Annotated in this window: 16 protein-coding genes; 10 read left to right on the top strand and 6 right to left on the bottom strand. The window is 66.3% G+C overall.

Translation table 11 applies throughout. The features are described 5' to 3' along the window. Positions 1 to 17: 17 nt before the first annotated feature. On the bottom strand, positions 18 to 2,234 hold the full coding sequence (locus ACSQ24_RS08310) for a TonB-dependent hemoglobin/transferrin/lactoferrin family receptor (RefSeq protein WP_436094229.1): 2,217 nt from the start codon (positions 2,232 to 2,234) through the stop codon (positions 18 to 20). Between the two features lie 428 nt (positions 2,235 to 2,662). Here ACSQ24_RS08310 and ACSQ24_RS08305 point away from each other — a divergent pair, with 428 nt between their 5' ends. After that, a complete protein-coding gene (locus tag ACSQ24_RS08305) occupies positions 2,663 to 3,955 on the top strand; it encodes a flavin monoamine oxidase family protein (RefSeq protein ID WP_436094228.1) in 1,293 nt (430 codons plus the stop codon). 104 nt (positions 3,956 to 4,059) lie between these two features. Continuing rightward, complete coding sequence (locus ACSQ24_RS08300; protein WP_436094227.1) at positions 4,060 to 5,070, top strand: hypothetical protein; 1,011 nt, start codon at positions 4,060 to 4,062, stop codon at positions 5,068 to 5,070. 6 nt (positions 5,071 to 5,076) lie between these two features. On the opposite strand, the gene ACSQ24_RS08295 is transcribed toward ACSQ24_RS08300, so the two are convergent. Beyond that, a complete protein-coding gene (locus tag ACSQ24_RS08295) occupies positions 5,077 to 6,003 on the bottom strand; it encodes a bifunctional helix-turn-helix transcriptional regulator/GNAT family N-acetyltransferase (RefSeq protein ID WP_436094226.1) in 927 nt (308 codons plus the stop codon). 292 nt (positions 6,004 to 6,295) lie between these two features. On the opposite strand from ACSQ24_RS08295, the gene murI reads away from it, so the two are divergent. The 5 genes from murI to ACSQ24_RS08270 all read left to right on the top strand — a co-directional run bounded on the left by murI (position 6,296) and on the right by ACSQ24_RS08270 (position 9,614). Beyond that, positions 6,296 to 7,159: a glutamate racemase gene (murI, locus tag ACSQ24_RS08290; RefSeq protein WP_436097849.1), complete on the top strand. Its 864-nt coding sequence runs from the start codon at positions 6,296 to 6,298 to the stop codon at positions 7,157 to 7,159. 66 nt (positions 7,160 to 7,225) lie between these two features. Continuing rightward, the gene (locus ACSQ24_RS08285; RefSeq protein WP_436094225.1) at positions 7,226 to 7,447 is read left to right on the top strand and encodes a hypothetical protein; all 222 of its coding nucleotides are present in this window, start codon (positions 7,226 to 7,228) and stop codon (positions 7,445 to 7,447) included. Positions 7,448 to 7,630: 183 nt separating this feature from the next. Then, a complete protein-coding gene (gene rpsD / locus ACSQ24_RS08280; RefSeq protein ID WP_110492841.1) occupies positions 7,631 to 8,248 on the top strand; it encodes a 30S ribosomal protein S4 in 618 nt (205 codons plus the stop codon). A gap of 280 nt (positions 8,249 to 8,528) precedes the next feature. Further along, positions 8,529 to 9,218 (top strand): hypothetical protein, encoded by a 690-nt coding sequence (locus ACSQ24_RS08275; RefSeq protein ID WP_436094224.1) that lies wholly within the window; start codon positions 8,529 to 8,531, stop codon positions 9,216 to 9,218. A gap of 105 nt (positions 9,219 to 9,323) precedes the next feature. Further along, positions 9,324 to 9,614, top strand: a complete 291-nt coding sequence (locus ACSQ24_RS08270) for a DUF1330 domain-containing protein (protein WP_436094223.1) — start codon at positions 9,324 to 9,326, stop codon at positions 9,612 to 9,614. Positions 9,615 to 9,759: 145 nt separating this feature from the next. On the opposite strand, the gene ACSQ24_RS08265 is transcribed toward ACSQ24_RS08270, so the two are convergent. The 3 genes from ACSQ24_RS08265 to ACSQ24_RS08255 form a co-directional block, all read right to left on the bottom strand. After that, positions 9,760 to 9,975 carry a hypothetical protein gene (locus tag ACSQ24_RS08265; RefSeq protein ID WP_436094222.1) on the bottom strand — a complete coding sequence of 72 codons (216 nt, stop codon included), beginning with the start codon at positions 9,973 to 9,975 and terminating at the stop codon, positions 9,760 to 9,762. 612 nt (positions 9,976 to 10,587) lie between these two features. Then, positions 10,588 to 11,304 (bottom strand): MgtC/SapB family protein, encoded by a 717-nt coding sequence (locus ACSQ24_RS08260; RefSeq protein ID WP_436094221.1) that lies wholly within the window; start codon positions 11,302 to 11,304, stop codon positions 10,588 to 10,590. Positions 11,305 to 11,441: 137 nt separating this feature from the next. Next, positions 11,442 to 12,104: a Spy/CpxP family protein refolding chaperone gene (locus ACSQ24_RS08255; protein ID WP_436094220.1), complete on the bottom strand. Its 663-nt coding sequence runs from the start codon at positions 12,102 to 12,104 to the stop codon at positions 11,442 to 11,444. A 244-nt stretch (positions 12,105 to 12,348) separates the two neighbouring features. Here ACSQ24_RS08255 and ACSQ24_RS08250 point away from each other — a divergent pair, with 244 nt between their 5' ends. After that, complete coding sequence (locus ACSQ24_RS08250; protein WP_436094219.1) at positions 12,349 to 13,347, top strand: P1 family peptidase; 999 nt, start codon at positions 12,349 to 12,351, stop codon at positions 13,345 to 13,347. 41 nt (positions 13,348 to 13,388) lie between these two features. Then, positions 13,389 to 13,754 (top strand): VOC family protein, encoded by a 366-nt coding sequence (locus ACSQ24_RS08245; protein ID WP_436094218.1) that lies wholly within the window; start codon positions 13,389 to 13,391, stop codon positions 13,752 to 13,754. Between the two features lie 86 nt (positions 13,755 to 13,840). Here ACSQ24_RS08245 and ACSQ24_RS08240 read toward each other — a convergent pair whose 3' ends face one another. Then, on the bottom strand, positions 13,841 to 14,098 hold the full coding sequence (locus tag ACSQ24_RS08240; RefSeq protein WP_436094217.1) for a YjhX family toxin: 258 nt from the start codon (positions 14,096 to 14,098) through the stop codon (positions 13,841 to 13,843). Between the two features lie 381 nt (positions 14,099 to 14,479). Between ACSQ24_RS08240 and ACSQ24_RS08235 the strand changes: the two genes are divergently transcribed. Continuing rightward, on the top strand, positions 14,480 to 15,268 hold the full coding sequence (locus ACSQ24_RS08235) for an ATP12 family chaperone protein (protein ID WP_436094216.1): 789 nt from the start codon (positions 14,480 to 14,482) through the stop codon (positions 15,266 to 15,268). Position 15,269: the final 1 nt, after the last annotated feature.

Raw genomic sequence — 15,269 nt, 5'->3', positions numbered from 1 at the left:
GTCTCGAAACAATACGCTCAGAACTGGTACTTGAGCGTCGCCTTCACGGTGCGGCCGGGCTCGCTGTAGTAGTCGCGCGCCTGCGGGCGCGAGAGCGGTACGTTGGCCGCATCGAAATACTTGCGGTCGAAGATATTGTAGACGCCGACCTGCAACTCGACATCTGCGATCTCCGGCGCCGGACGCCACCAGGCTGACGCGTTGAAGATCGCATAGCCCGGCGCCTTGAAGCCGGTCCCTGCCTGGACCGTCGCGACGTCGTCGCGCTTGCCGGCCATCTTGGCCGAGACCTCGGCGCCCCAGCGATCTGTGCCATAGGCGACGGCGACGATGCCCTGCACCGGCGGGATCGAGTTCAGGAAGATGTCGTCGGTCTTGTTGCGGCCACGGGTATAGGCGAAGGAGCCGCGCACTAGCCAGTTCGATGCAAAGGCATATTGCCCGTTGAGCTCGACGCCCTGGATCTCGGCGCGCGGAATGTTGCGGAAACTGACGATGCCGCCCTGGGGGTACTGACCGCCGACGCCCGCCGCCTGGAGCTGGATCTGCTCGATGTAGTTGCGATAGTTGGTGTAGAAATAGGTGATCGAGCCGCCGAGCTGCCGGTCGCCGAAGCGGACGCCGACATCGACGCCATTGCCCTCTTCCGGCCGCAGCAAGGGGTTGCCGGCGCGCAGATAGGTGCTCGGCCCGCCGAAGCGACCATAGAGCTCGTCCGCCGTCGGCGCCCGGAAGCTCTTGGCCCATTGCGCGAAGACGGTGACGTCCTTCACCCAGGGTGCGTTCTTCAGGATGTCGTATTCCAGCCGGATCCGCGGCGACCAGGCCGAGTCGCTCGAAGACGGCGGCAGGCCGACCGGGCGCGAACCGCCGGCGGAATAGGCCGGTGTCGCCTGCGGCTTCTCCTCGTACCAGTCGAAGCGCACGCCGGGCGTGATACGCAGGCGGTTGTTGAGCAGGCCGATCTCGTCCTGCACGTAGAGGCCGACGAGCCGCCCGTCGACATCGGGCTGGTCAGCCTGGTTGGTGAAGAGGTTGTTGCAGGTGGCGAGCGCCCCCGTGAACGAACCGGATGCCGGCCGCGGCGGGCAATTGTCGACGCCGGACGAATACTGCTTCAGCGAGGACATGCGCAGCTCGGTGCCGAACGTCACCCGATGCGAAGCCGGCCCCGTCTGGAAATTCTTCACACCATAGGCATTGAAGCCATAGGCGTTCTGCTCGCTCTCATTGTCACGGGCATAGGGCCCGATGATGCTGGTGTAGCGCCAGGCGGTGACGAGGTCGTTGCGCTTCAGGCGCTGCCAATAGAGGTTGGCATGCGCCTCGTCGAGGAAGCCGCCGGGCTGCTTGTAGTCATAGGTCAGCGAGACACGGTTGCGCTCGACATCCTCGCCCGTCTGATGGGCGCCGGGACGAAAATTGCCGGTCAGCGACACCGTGCTGGTCCGGGTCTGGATCCGGTCGGCGCGCTTGAAGAACTCGCCGGTGATGCCGAAGCGATGGGCTTCGCCGACCTGCTGGTAGACCTTGCCGAGGAAGCTGTACTGGTTGAAGTCGGCCGGGTTCGGCGCCGTGCGGGTCGCGCCGATCGACTTGTCGTTGCCCTTGCTGTCGATCTCGTGGCCGTTGCGGAAACCACCTTGCAGCAGGACGGAGGTGTTGCCCATCCGCGCTGCCGCCGCCGCGCTGCCGAACCAGGCCTGGTCGGTGCTGTCATAGCCGGTCTTGGCGAGCGCTCCGTAGGAACGGCCATTGCGGATGATGTCCTCGGGATCGAGCGTGCGGACCGCGAGCGCGCCGCCGAGCGCACCGCCGCCGAGCGTGGCGCCGCCGCTGCCGCCGCGCAGCAGGTCGAGCGACGACAGCGAATCGAAATCGAAGGCATTGGTGCCGGCGCGACCTATGCGGGTGTCGACCACGAAGGGCTGACGGATGCCGTCGATCGTCGTCAGCACCCGCGCCCCGTCGAGGCCGCGAATGTTGAGCGAGCCGTTCTGCCGGTTGAAGGTGATCCCGGCCTCGACGCGGTTCGACAGGTCGGTCAGGCTCTGGATCTGCTGCCGGTCGAGCTCGGCGCGGGTGGTGGTCGTGGTCGTCGGCCCCTGCAGCAGCGGCGCCGCCTGCCGCTCGCCCTGAACCGTGATCTGGTCGAGCTGCACCTGATCGGTGGCCGCCGGCGGAGCCGAATTGCGTTGCTGTTGCGCGAGCGCCGGCCCCGTCATGGCCAGCATCAAGGCTCCAAGCGCCACGCCATGGCGTAGCCCGCTGCAATTCGTCCCCATCGCCCGTATCCTGTCGCTGAGAAGCAACTCACCTTGCCAAGTTGATTGCCAAGTCGAATTGCATTTTACAATGCTTGAAAACTAGGGCACATGCCTTACTTTCACCATCAGCGGTTATTTAAGTACAGTTTAACTGTCAATAGACTCGCATCTACGTGATACATTACTTACTTATTCGAATTCAAAACTAAGGTTGTCATTCGTCCAAACTGAAAGACGATCATCTCCGGGACAGGCACGCCTGCGACCTCGCAAAGCTGTGATCGCCCCGCTTCTGCCGCACTCGTCCTCGTGTATTGCAGCGTGAAAAGCGGCTGCCATCATGGATTCGTCGCAGGAACGGACTACGCTTCATGCTCGACCGCCGGAGATGGCTGATGGGTTCAGGAGCGCTGGCAGCAAGTCTCGCCGGCGGGTCTTTCCCTGTCCGCGCCGCCGAACCCGATGTCGTCGTGATCGGCGCCGGAGCGGCAGGGATCGCCGCGGCAAAGCAACTCCAGGCTGCAGGGCGTCAGGCCATCGTGCTCGAGGCGCGTGACCGCCTCGGCGGGCGCACCTTCACCGATTCGTCGCTGGGGCCGGCCTATGACGCCGGGGCGATGTTCATCCATTGGGCCGAGCGCAATCCCTGGACCGAGATCGCCCGTGAGCTCGGCGTGCCCACGCCGGACGAAAGCTGGGGCGGCGGCTTCCAGCTCTTCGCCAACGGCAAGCCGATGGCCGCGAGCGACCGCACCCGGCGTCGCGGCGCCTTCGGCGAGATCGACCGGCGACTTGAGACCACCGATTTGCAGGCGCGCGATCTCTCGGTCGCCGACCTGCTGAGCGATCTCGGCCCCGATCTTGCGCCCGTCGCCGCCTCCGGCCTGCTGCTCTCGATCGGCGAGGAATCGGCACGCATCTCGGCGCGCGACTATCAGCGGCTCTGGTCGGGCGAGGATTACGTCGTGCCGAGCGGCTACGGCAATCTCGTCGCGCGCTATGGCGCCGGCCTCGACATCCGCCTGAACCAGCCGGTCACGGCGATCGACTGGAGCGGCTCGCGCGTCGCCGTCACTACCGCCTCGGGAACGCTGAGGGCGCGCGCCTGCATTGTCACCGTGCCGGTCGGCGTGCTGAAGGCCGGTGGAATCCGCTTCACGCCGGATCTGCCCGCACGCACTCGCGACGCACTCGCCGGCATCGGCATGGGCGCACTCACCAAGATCGCGCTCAAGGTCGAGGGCGAACGCTTCGGCATCTCACCGGGCACGACCTATTTCGAGGCCGGCGCGGGCAGCCGGCTGATCAGCTTCGAACTCTTTCCCGACAATCGCGACCTCGTCATCGGTTATTGCGGCGGCGATTTCGCCCGCGACCTCTCGACCGCCGGTCCCGGTGCCGCCCGTGAGCAGGTCGTCGACCTTCTCGCTGCAATGATCGGTAACGAATTCCGCAAGGCGGCCGGCCCGGTCTCCTTCCCGGCCTGGTGGACAGACCCGTTCTCGCATGGCTCCTATTCGGTCTGCCTGCCGGGCCATGCCAATGCACGCGACATCCTCGCCGAGCCGATCGGCGGCAAGCTCTGGCTCGCCGGCGAGGCCACGGCCGGCGGCGGCGCCATGACCGCTGGTGGTGCAACGCTCGCCGGCCGCACCGCGGCGGCAGCCGTGGCACGCCTCAAGGTCTAAGGAGCCCGCTCGACCCGAGATCGGCTCTGGCGCCCACAAGGCTTGCCCGACCCGGCCAGTCTTTGTCACCATGGCGGTGCTGGGGATCGAAGCGGAGCCTGATGATGCGTCTGTCGCTCATTCTGGCCGGCGCCCTGCTGGCCGCCCCGGCGCTTGCCGCCGGGCCGTACGCGAAATTCTCGGTCGGCAACTGGGCCGGCGGCGCCTTCACCAACAACCAGACCGGCGCGTTTTCGCACTGCGCCGTCTCGGCGAGCTACAAGAGCGGCGTCACCATGCACGCCTCGCTCAACGGCAATTATGGCTGGAATCTCGGCTTCTCCAACCGGGCCTGGGGCCTGCAGCCGAACGCCGACGTGCCGATGGAACTGGTCTTCGACCGCAACGACACCGTCCGCATCAACGCCAAGGCCGTGCAGCCGCAGCTCGTCGTCGTCACCATGCCGGCGAACTCCAACATCGTCCGTGCCTTCCGTGGCGCCGAATTCCTCGAAGCCAACATGCTCGGGGCGCGCTATACCTTTCGCCTCACCGCGACCGCCGAGATCATGCCGGCGCTGCTCGACTGCGTGAAGACCAATGCCGGCCTGAAGGTCACGCCCGGCACGCCGGCGCCTGCACAAGGCGGCGGCACGACGACAGCCGCCGCGGCCGACCCATCACTCCAGCTCGAAGCGGTGACGCTCGCGACCAATTTCCTGCTCAAGACGCAGTTGCCCGAGCCGAAGGTGCTCAGCGGCGCGGAAGCGCCCTCCGGCATCGGCAACAACGGCGCCGGCTGGCAGGCCAAGAATGCGACCGGCCTCGTGCGCGTCCTGGCGAATCCGAACCAGAAGGATGTCGACGTCGCCGCCGCGGTCTCCGCCGCCGATGCGCGCAGTTGCCGGGGCAAGTTCGCCTCCGGCCGGACGACCGACACGGTCGAAGGGGGCTCCATGCTGCGCGGCTTCTCCTCCTGCGAGAATGGCGGCGATGCCCGCTATTCCGAGTTCTACGTGCTGCCGCGCAAGCATGGCGGCTTCGTGATGTTCTCGGTGGTGACGACGGGAGATGGCTCGCTGCACCAGCAGCGGCGCGCCGACTTCCAGCGGGCGGCGCTGACCTTGGTGCAGTGACGCGCTCTACAGCTCGCGCTCCCAGTTCTGCCCGACCAGATCCTTCCCGAAGGAATGGTGCTTCTCCTCCGCCACCAGCCTGAAGCCCTCGGCGATGTAGATGGCCCGGGCGGCGTGCAGGATGTCGTTGGTCCACAGCACCATCCGGCGATAGCCGGCGGTGCGGGCGAAGGCGAGCGCCTCGCGTACCAGCCGTTTGCCGAGGCCGAGCCCCTGCGCCCGCGTCTCGACCAATACGAGCCGCAGCTTCGCCACCTCCTCGCTCTCGCGCACCACGAAGGCCGAGCCGACCGGCGCGCCGTCGAGCTCGGCGATGAAACAGCGCTCCTGTCCCGGCCGGAACTCGCGCAGGAACTTCGCCGCGATCTCGGCGACGAGTGCCTCGAAGCTGATGTCCCAGCCATGGACCTCCGCGTAGAGCCGGGCATGGGCCGAGATCACCCAGCCGATGTCGCCCGGCCGGTGCTCGCGGATCACGATCTGCGGCTGCGGGCTGGCGGCGCCTGACAACAGCGTCTGCGCCCGCTCCAGTGCGGTGACGAGTGTCGCCTGCTCTCCCTTTCCCAGCCGCGACAGGATCGTATCGGCTTGGCGGCGCGAGGCTTCGTCAAGCGGTGCGAAGGCCATCCGCCCGGCCTTGGTCAGCCTGAGCTCATAGGCCCGGCCGTCGCCTTCCGCTTTCGCCCGCTCCAGCCAACCCAGATCGATGAAGCGCTTCAGCAGGCGCGAGAGATAGGCCGGGTCGAGCCCGAGCTCGCGCGCCAGTTCCCCTGCCCGCCAGCCATCGCGCTGCGCCAGCTCGTAGAGCACCCGCCCCTCGGTCAGCCCGAAGCCGGAGCCGTGCAGATCGCCGCTGAGCGCGCCGATGAAGCGGGAATGGAAGCGGCCGAAGCGGCGGATCGTTGCGATGGCTGATGTGTCGACGGCGGACATGGCTGGCCTCCTCATCCGCTGCGAGAAGCGCCATTTAATGGACAGAGTCAACTATTCCGATGGAGCCGATCTCCATGCGCGTGTCATCCCGGGCGACCGCAGGGAGACCCGGGATCCATTCCGGACCATGTCCGATCAAGGTTCAGGCATGGATCCCGGATCGGCGCCGCTGCGCGGCTTGTCCGGGATGACACCGTTCGATTGTACCGAACACCGCAACGCCGCGTTCACCGCGTCTTAACCGGCTAGGCGCCCAATCGAGGGCTCGGCAGACACGATGAGTATGAGTGCGATGCAGGTCGATCTTCTGGCCGGAGCCGGCTATGCCGCACCGGTGCTGCCCTTGCGAATCCCGACCATTCTCGTTTTCGATTCCGGCCTCGGTGGATTGACCGTGCTGCGCGAAGTCATGCGCCAGCGCCCCGACGCCGATATCGTCTATGCCGCCGATGACGCCGCCTTCCCCTATGGCCGCCTCGACGAGCCGGCGCTGGTCGCGCGCGTCCTCGCCGTGATGGAGCGCCTCGTCGACCGCTTCCATCCCGACCTCGTCGTCATCGCCTGCAACACCGCTTCGACGCTGGTGCTGCCGGCCCTGCGCGCCCGCTTCGCCATTCCGTTCGTCGGGACCGTTCCAGCGGTGAAGCCGGCGGCGGAGCGCACCCGGAGCCGCCTGATCTCGGTGCTGGCGACGCCCGGCACCGTCGCGCGCGACTACACCCGCGACCTGATCGAGAACTACGCCGCCGGTTGCGAGGTCACCCTGGTGGGCGCCAACCGCCTCGCCGGCCTGGCGGAAGCGGCACTGAAGGGCGAGCCCGTCGCCGACACCGAGATCGCCGCCGAGATCGCGCCCTGTTTCGTCAACCGCGACGGAAGGCGCACCGATGTGGTGACGCTCGCCTGCACGCATTACCCTTTGCTGCTGGCCCGCCTGCAGCGCCTGGCGCCCTGGCCGGTCGAGTGGATCGATCCCGCCCCGGCGATCGCGCGGCGCACGGCGCAGTTGCTCGGCCCGGCCCAGCCCCGTCCCGAGCCCGTCGCGACCGTCGCCGTCTTCACCGACGGCGCGCGCCTCTCCGGCCCGGCGCATATCGCGCTCGCCGGCTTCGGCCTGGCACGGATCGAGACCGAGCCGCTCCCGCTCGCAATCTGACCATATTTTGGAACTGTTCTGATCTGGGCGCGTTCTCGTCGCCACCGGTCATAATGGGAGAGTGCCATGAAGAAGCTGATCCTGGCCGCCGTCCTCGGGCTCGGCGCCATGCTGTTCGGGTTCGGCGGCATCGACGATGCGCAGGCCAAGCCGAAGGGCTGGCACGGGCACAAGGGCCATCATTACGGCCACAGCTACGGCCCACGCCGTCACCATGGCTGGAATCGCGGCCGCCATCTCGGCTGGTACAAGCATCCGCACCATCGGCGCGCTTATTGGCGTTATTGACGCTGGCCGATTGACTTCCCGTGCCCTTTCCCTCATAGGCACCTCCGTCGCGCGGCTCCTCACGGGGCCGCGTGGTTTTTTCCGCACCCGTGATCCGCTTCTCTTCGGAGGCCGGATCTGTCGCCCCGGAGACGGGGACAGGAGGGCGCGGTCCTCAACTCGCGAACCTAGAGGACACGCGATATGTCGAAGCGCCATGAGGCAAAGTACAAGATTGACCGCCGCCTCGGTCAGAACATCTGGGGCCGTCCGAAGTCCCCGGTCAACCGCCGCGAATACGGCCCCGGCCAGCACGGCCAGCGCCGCAAGGGCAAGCCGTCCGACTTCGGCACCCAGCTGCGCGCCAAGCAGAAGCTGAAGGGCTATTACGGCTCGATCTCCGAGAAGCAGTTCCGCCGCTATTACGCCGAGGCGATCCGCCTCAAGGGCGATTCGGGCGAGAACCTGGTCGGCCTGCTCGAGCGTCGTCTCGACGCGGTGATCTACCGCGCCAAGTTCGTCGCGACCGTCTTCGCCGCCCGCCAGTTCGTCAACCATGGCCATGTCACGGTCAACGGCAAGCGCGTCAACATCGCGTCCTACCAGGTCAAGCCGGGCGACGTGATCGCGGTCAAGGAGAGCTCGCGCCAGCTCGCCATCGTGATCGAGGCTGCCGCGCTCGCCGAGCGCGACGTGCCCGACTACATCGACGCCGACCACAACAAGTCGACCGCCACCTTCACCCGCACGCCGACCCTGACGGACGTGCCCTATGCGGTGCAGATGGAGCCGAACCTGGTCATCGAGTTCTACTCGCGCTGATCTAGGATATCAGCCGGAGCGCGCAAGCCTCTGGCAGGATTCATGGAAAGGGCGGTCCGCAAGGGCCGCCCTTTTTGTCGAAAGCGCACGCTTACAGGTCTGGCTGTTGAGCCTTCGCTCCGGCCCGCCTACGCTCCCTGACGTGACCTCTATCCCTCCCGCCTGGACGCATCTTCAACCCGACTCTCTCAAGGCGCTCCTGGAGCCGCCCGGCAGGGTCCCGCAGGCGCTCCGCCTCACGCCCCATAACGTCCCCATCAAGGCCGCCCTTCAGGTCCCGATGGTCCACGCTGCGAGGCTCCTGCTGGAGCTTGCCGTGGAGAAGGGCGGGCTTGTCCTCACGCCTGCCGGTGCTTTGAAGCGTGCCGATGTCTGGCACGTCTTCGACCGCACGGAATGGCCGGGCTACGACAAGGCCACCACGCTCGCGATGAACAAGGTCATCAATGAAGATGACGCCTACGGAGTCCTTTTCACGAGGATCGTGCTGCAGGCTGCGGGGCTCTTGAGGAAGCGATCAGGGGTCCTGAAGGCGACCAAGGCGGCGAAGGCCCTGCTGGCCCCTGAAGCGGCCCCTGCCCTGCTGGCTGAACTGTTCGAGGCGGTGTTCTGGAAGGTCAACCTTCAGGACTTCGACAGGAACCCCATCGAGTTCTGGCCGCAGCACCACATGGGCGTGATCCTCTGGAGCTTGTCGGTGACGGCGCATGGCTGGTCGAACGCGGGGCAACTGATGCTTGCCGGCACGATCATGGAGACGCTCGACGAGGTGGCGAGGCCCGACCTCCCCGAGTTCGCCATGGTGTCGCGCGTGCTGCGACCGCTGACATGGTTGGGGGTTTTCGAGAGCCGGAAGCAGAAGAGGCACTCCGGCCGGGGGTTCGAGGAGGATTTCCGGAAGGTGCCGCTGTTCGGGCAGCTGGTGGGGTTTGACGTGGAGATGCAGGGGTCGGAAGGAGCGCGGCATTGAGATGTCCAGCCTGCGAGAAGCGTCAACTCTTCAGGCCCTGACGCCCGCGCGAAAATCCTGTACGCTTGGGCGAAGCAAATTGGGAACATAGAGGGAGAAAAGACGATGGCTAAAGCCTATTGGATAGCCGCATATCGCTCTGTCAGTAATCCTGACGCATTAGCTGCCTATGCTAAACTCAGCGGTCCCGCGATCATCGCTGCCGGAGGTCGCATAATTGTGCGGGGCATGCCCGCTCACCTATACGAAGCCGGCCTTCCGCAGCGAACCGTGGTGATTGAGTTTGACTCTGTAGAGCAGGCGCAGGCGGCACACGACAGTCTTGCGTATCAAGAAGCATTGGCAGCGTTGGCAGGGGGAGCGGAACGGGATATCCGCATCGTAGAAGGGGCATAGACAGCTGGTACTTCCGCATATCCACCCGCCAAAACTTTCAGCCTCCCCTCTCCGGCCGCGTTCCCCAATCTCCCCGCGGCCCCCTCGCGTTTCCTGTAGGGAACCATCACGGGAACCTGCCGGGCTTCAAGAATGCGCCTTACCTTCACCGATCGTTCGAGCTGTCGGGATTATCCTTCTTCACAGGCCAGAACAGCCACGCGAGGAATGCCGCCGCCAAAGCGACATCAACGGCCAAACCGGCCCAATAGACGCGCTGATAGGGCCTCTTCACGACCGCCATCAGCAGGACGAAACAGACCGCTAGAAAGCAACCTATCGCCCGGTTGGCCTTGAAGAAGTCTTGTAACCTACTCAGCACGTATGCTGCTCCCGGTGCGATCCTGCGCTTCTTCCACCATTATCACGCGCCCTGCCCGCCTCCTGACGGGCCTCTTGCCGCTACAGGTCGGGAGCGTACAGTCCACTGCGCGCAACGTGAGTAATATCCAAGTACGGTTCCTGACGTGACTGGCATTCTTCAAGCGATAGTGAAGCGAGCTCACAACTTTATCCGCTCCGTTTGCACGCTTTTTAGTGACATGAGCTAAATTAACCGCTATAGAAAACTCTTCAGCTTCGGGGAGCCTGGGTTCGACTCCACTTGTTCTACTGGTTGCCGCTGTCCTCACCTTCGCAGTGATTGACTATCTAATCATCAGCAAAGGAAAGGATCATAACATGAGAAACAGCAGTCAACATCAAACGGCAGATCAAGGAACAAAGGCAAACTGGACCACTCGTATAAGAGGCCTGTTGGCCTCTCTCACACTAACGGTGTGGGCGGTTGGCGCCAGTTGGACAAGCGGTCTTGTCTCCCAACTCCATGCGCCGGCCGGTTGAGCAGCTCGCTCCCGGCCGTCTATCTCCTCCAAGATCGAATGCACATCCGGGTACACCCCAAAGTGACGCAATCGCAGCGCCTGCACGCCACTCAATCGCTGGTACTGCTCTCCCAAGTCGCGTGCGTCACGCCCTTCAGGCGCTCGATGCGCTCGACAACCGCGTCGAGTTCCTTGCGCTCGACGGCCGTGCTGATCAGCGTCGCGACGATCTCGATCGCCTCTTCGCCGCGCTCCACCGTCTTGACGTCGCCGACCGGGTAGCTCGCCTGCTCGAGCAACTCGACCATCGCCTCGCGCACTGAGGGCAGCGCCTCCGGATCGGTGGTGACCACGACCTCGTAGGTTGCCTCGGACGCCTTCTCGTTGATCGGGCTGCGGTTGATCGCGTTGACCAGTGGCCGCAGCAAGGTGTTGCCGGCGATGACGAAGACGGTGACCAGCGCGCCCTCGGCCACCATGTCGGCGCCGGTGCAGGCACCGACCGCAGCCGCGCACCAGAGCGTCGCCGCGGTGTTGAGGCCGCGGACGTTCATGCCCTCCTTCATGATCACGCCGGCGCCCAAAAAACCGATGCCGGAGACGACATAGGAAATGACCCGCACCGCCTCGGCCGAGCCGGCGATGCGCATGGCGAGATCGACGAAAGCGGCCGAGCCGACCGCGACCAGCACCGTGGTGCGCAGGCCCGCGGTCCGCTGCCGGTACTGGCGCTCGGCCCCGATCAGCGCGCCGAGCACGAAAGCCGCCAGCAGGCTGACGACCGAGTCGAGGAAGGGGTAGAGGTCGAAGGTCTGGATGAAGCGCATGCGCCTGCCCCGCAATGACGGCAGCGCACGTTCAACCGCGGCGACCCGGCCGCCTATAGCGAGCGGGATGTGACGGTTCAATGAAAACGGCCGGGCTTGCGCCCGGCCGTCTCACGTTTCGCTATGACAGCGTCGGCTTAGCCGCGATCGTCGTCGTCATCATGGCCGCGATCGCGCCAGCGGCGCGGGCCGCCGCGGTCGTCGTCACGGTCGCCGCCGCGGCCATGCCACTCCATCCAGCGCCCGCGCATTTCCTGCATCCGCTCGCGCCCTTCCGACATGGCCTGGCGCACGGCCCGGCGCGCCACGGTCTTCTGCTCGTCTGAGAGCGTCGTCCAGAGCGGACGCACCGCGTCTGCCATCTCCTTGCTGCGGGTCGCACGCTCGGCCTGGCGATTCGCCATCATGTCGAGCCGCTCCATGATGTCGGCATCGCGATAGGTCTCGCGCTGTTCGCGCATCCTGGCGAAGCTCTCGCGGCGCTGCTCGGCATTGCGCTTGATCAGCGCCTCCAGCTTCTCGAAGGCCGGGACTTGCTCCGGCTTCAGCTTGAGGTCGGTGCGCAACTGCGCGAGGCGCTCGTTCATCCGGGCAGTGGCGCGCTCGGCCTGGCGCTGGCGCCATTCCTCGCGCCGGTCGGAGCGGTCGCCCCGCTCGGCGCGGTCGCCGCGCGGCTCGCTCTGCTGCTGCGCCGGCGGAGTGCTGCCCGGTGCGGGCGGGATCGGCTGCGGTTGGGCGATCGCCAGCGTCGCCGCGACGGCCGCGGCGCTGGAGGCGACGATGAGGGCGATGCGTTTCATGCGAGGTCTCCGGATTGTGGTCTTGCAATAACGGGTCGCTTTGCGGGTCTCGAAGCCGGGTCGCGATATCACCACGGTGCCGGAACCGGCCTGACCCGGCCATGGCGCGCGCATGACAAGATCGTAATGTCGGCACGACGCGCCGACGAGCGGGAAGTTCCAACCAGATCGCCGCGCAAGGCCGAATCGGCGCACCATCCGACCGAGCGGTTTGCTCACCCCCGATCGGCAGCGAGTTTTGACCATGCGCAATCTCATCACCGATGTTCGTGGCATTCTCGTGGGCAATGCCGAGGATGCCGCTGCCGCGACCGGCGTCACCGTCGCACTGTTCGAGCGCCCGAGCATCGCCTCCGTCGCCGTGCTCGGCGGCGCGCCCGGCACGCGCGACACCGCGCTGCTCGAACCGGGAATGACGGTCGAGCATGTCGACGGAATCGTCCTTTCCGGCGGCTCGGCCTGGGGGCTCAGCGCCGCCGACGGCGTGATGAGCTGGCTGGCTGCCGAAGGACGGGGCTTTCCCGTCGGCGGTTTGCGCGTGCCTATCGTGCCGCAAGCAATCCTGTTCGATCTCGCCAATGGCGGCGAAAAGCCCTTCGCCCGCGGCGACGGCGAGGCGCCTTACCGCCAACTGGGTGGGCTCGCCGCGGCGGAGGCGGCGGCCGAGTTCGCGCTTGGAACAGCGGGGGCGGGCTTCGGAGCCACCACGAAGAACCTCAAGGGCGGGCTCGGCTCGGCCAGCGCAGTCGCCGCTACCGGCCAGGTCGTCGGGGCTCTGGTCGCGGTCAACGCCGTCGGCATGGCGACGATCGGCGATAGCCCGCATTTCTGGGCCGCCCCTTACGAGCACGGTCTCGAATTCGGCGGCCGCGGCTGGCCGGCGGCGATCCCGCCCGAGGATCTCGCTCTGCGCTTCAAGGGCGGCCCCGGCGCCAATACCACCATCGCCCTCGTCGCGACCGATGCGGTGCTGACCAAGGCGCAGGCCAAGCGCATGGCGCTCTGCGCCCATGACGGGCTCGCCCGGGCGCTGCGGCCGGTGCATGCCCCGCTCGACGGCGACGTCGTCTTCGCCGCCGCGACCGGCCATAGCGGCGCGCCGTCCGACGCCTATGCCCTGACCGAGCTCTGCGCCACGGCAGCGGATGTGCTGGCGCGGGCGGTGGCGCGAGCGGTATATTGCGCCAGCGCCCTGCCCTTTCCGGGCGCGCGGCCGGCCTGGCGCGACAGGTTCGGTACATAGGCAGCCCTCGCGGGGCCGCCACGACGCGAGGGAGCGAGCCGATGGCCAGCGTCCGCTATTTCGTGACTGATGTCGACGAAGCCGTGCGCTTCTATGTCGACAGGCTCGGTTTCACGCTGGGACAGCAATTCGGCCCGGCCATGGCGATCCTCACGCGAGGCGACCTGACGCTCTGGCTCGCGGGTCCCGGGGCATCCGCTTCACGGCCGATGCCGGACGGGCACAAGCCTATTCCCGGCGGTTGGAACCGCTTCGTCCTCGAGGTGGAAGATCTCGCAGGGTTCGTGGAGGCACTGCACCGCAAGAGCGTACCTTTCCGCAACGAGATCGTGGTCGGCCCCGGTGGCAAGCAGATCCTATGCGAGGACCCGTCGGGTAATGTGATCGAGCTGTTCGAACCCGCCTGATCGTTGCGGCACATGACTGAGCGGCAGCGCAGCTTGCGCCGCCCCCAAAAAGAGAAAACGGGAGGGCTTACGCCCTCCCGCTGTCGTCATCGATTGTCGGTCTGCGCGCGGACGGCGAGCCGCCCCTGCCGCGAGATCCGGTAAGGGCCGCCCTGGCGCGACTCGATCAGGTGTTTTCGCCTGAGCCCGCCGAAGATGGCGAGCGTGCAATCCCTCAGGATGTAGCCTTCATGGGTGAAGCAGTCGATGTGATGAATGCGGCCGTTTTCGCCGCGAAGATGGCGGATTTGTCCGCCACGGGCCAGCACGTGCAGCACGCGCTGCTCGCCCCGCGAAATGTTCATGTTGGTAGAGCCTGTGCATGGAACCATGACAAGCGCAGCGGTGAAGGCGGACCTCGAGCATGTTCCGCAAAAGTGGGAACCACTTTTGCGACGAGAACTTGCTCTACTTTGAGTCTGCGCGAATTCTTCTCGTTCGACCGGTCCGGTCGAACGGAAAGCGCGCTGGGCCTCGTCTTTCACCCAGCGCTGGATCAGGTCTCGCCTCAGCGAAACCTCACCGGGTTCCCACAGTCTCCGACATAAAACCCTCTTGCACCTCGCGCGGACGCATTCGCGTCCGGGGTGGAGGCGTTTAAGCGAGCGCCCGCGCCACGTCAATGATCGGGCGTGTTCAGTCAAAGCCGGTTTCGCAGCCGCCCCCGGATGCGCTATGGAGCCGGCATGTCGACCGATGATTTCCTCGCCCGCTTCGGCGCCGCCGGCCAGCGCCAGCCCGATCCCGTCGCCGCCGCCCAGCAGGCGATGCGCAACCCGCTGCCCAAACGCTTCTATGAGAAAGCCGAGGCGCTGGAGCGCGACGGCCTGTTCCATGTCGCGCTCGACGGTCGCACCGCCCGCACGCCGGCCCGCAAGCCGCTCGCCGTCGCCTCGCGTACCGTTGCCGACGCGCTCGCGGAGGAATGGCAGGCTCAAAAGGAGCTGATCGATCCGGCCCGCATGCCGCTGACTCGGCTGGTCAACTCGGCGCTCGACGGCGTCGCCGATCAGGACGAAGCGGTCCGCGCCGAGATCGTCCGCTATGCCGGCAGCGACGCGCTCTGCTACCGCGCCGGCGAGCCGGAAGCGCTGGTCGAGCGGCAGGATGAGGTCTGGAATCCGCTCATAGCCGCGCTGGAAGAACGCCTCGGCGGCCGCTTCATGATGGCGCAAGGCGTGGTCTTCGCCGAACAGCCACAAGCCGTGCTCGACGCGGTGGCGAGACGCGTCGCTGCGATCCATTCCCCGGTCGCGCTCGCCGGCGCCCACAACGTCATGACCCTGACCGGTTCGACCATCCTGATGCTCGCCCTCGCCGAGGGTCTGATCGACGCCGAGGCGGCCTGGGCCGCCGCCCATCTCGACGAGGATTACCAGATCGGCATCTGGGGGCAGGACGAGGAAGCAGCAGAGCGCCGCGCCATCCGCCGCAAGGAGTATGACGCCGCTGTGCTGCTGCTGATGAAAGGCTAGA

Source organism: Allobosea sp. LjRoot237 (assembly GCF_964253285.1).
Classification (GTDB): domain Bacteria; phylum Pseudomonadota; class Alphaproteobacteria; order Rhizobiales; family Beijerinckiaceae; genus Allobosea.
Note: the sequence above shows the minus strand (reverse complement) of the source record. Positions and strands in the feature narration are given on the sequence as shown.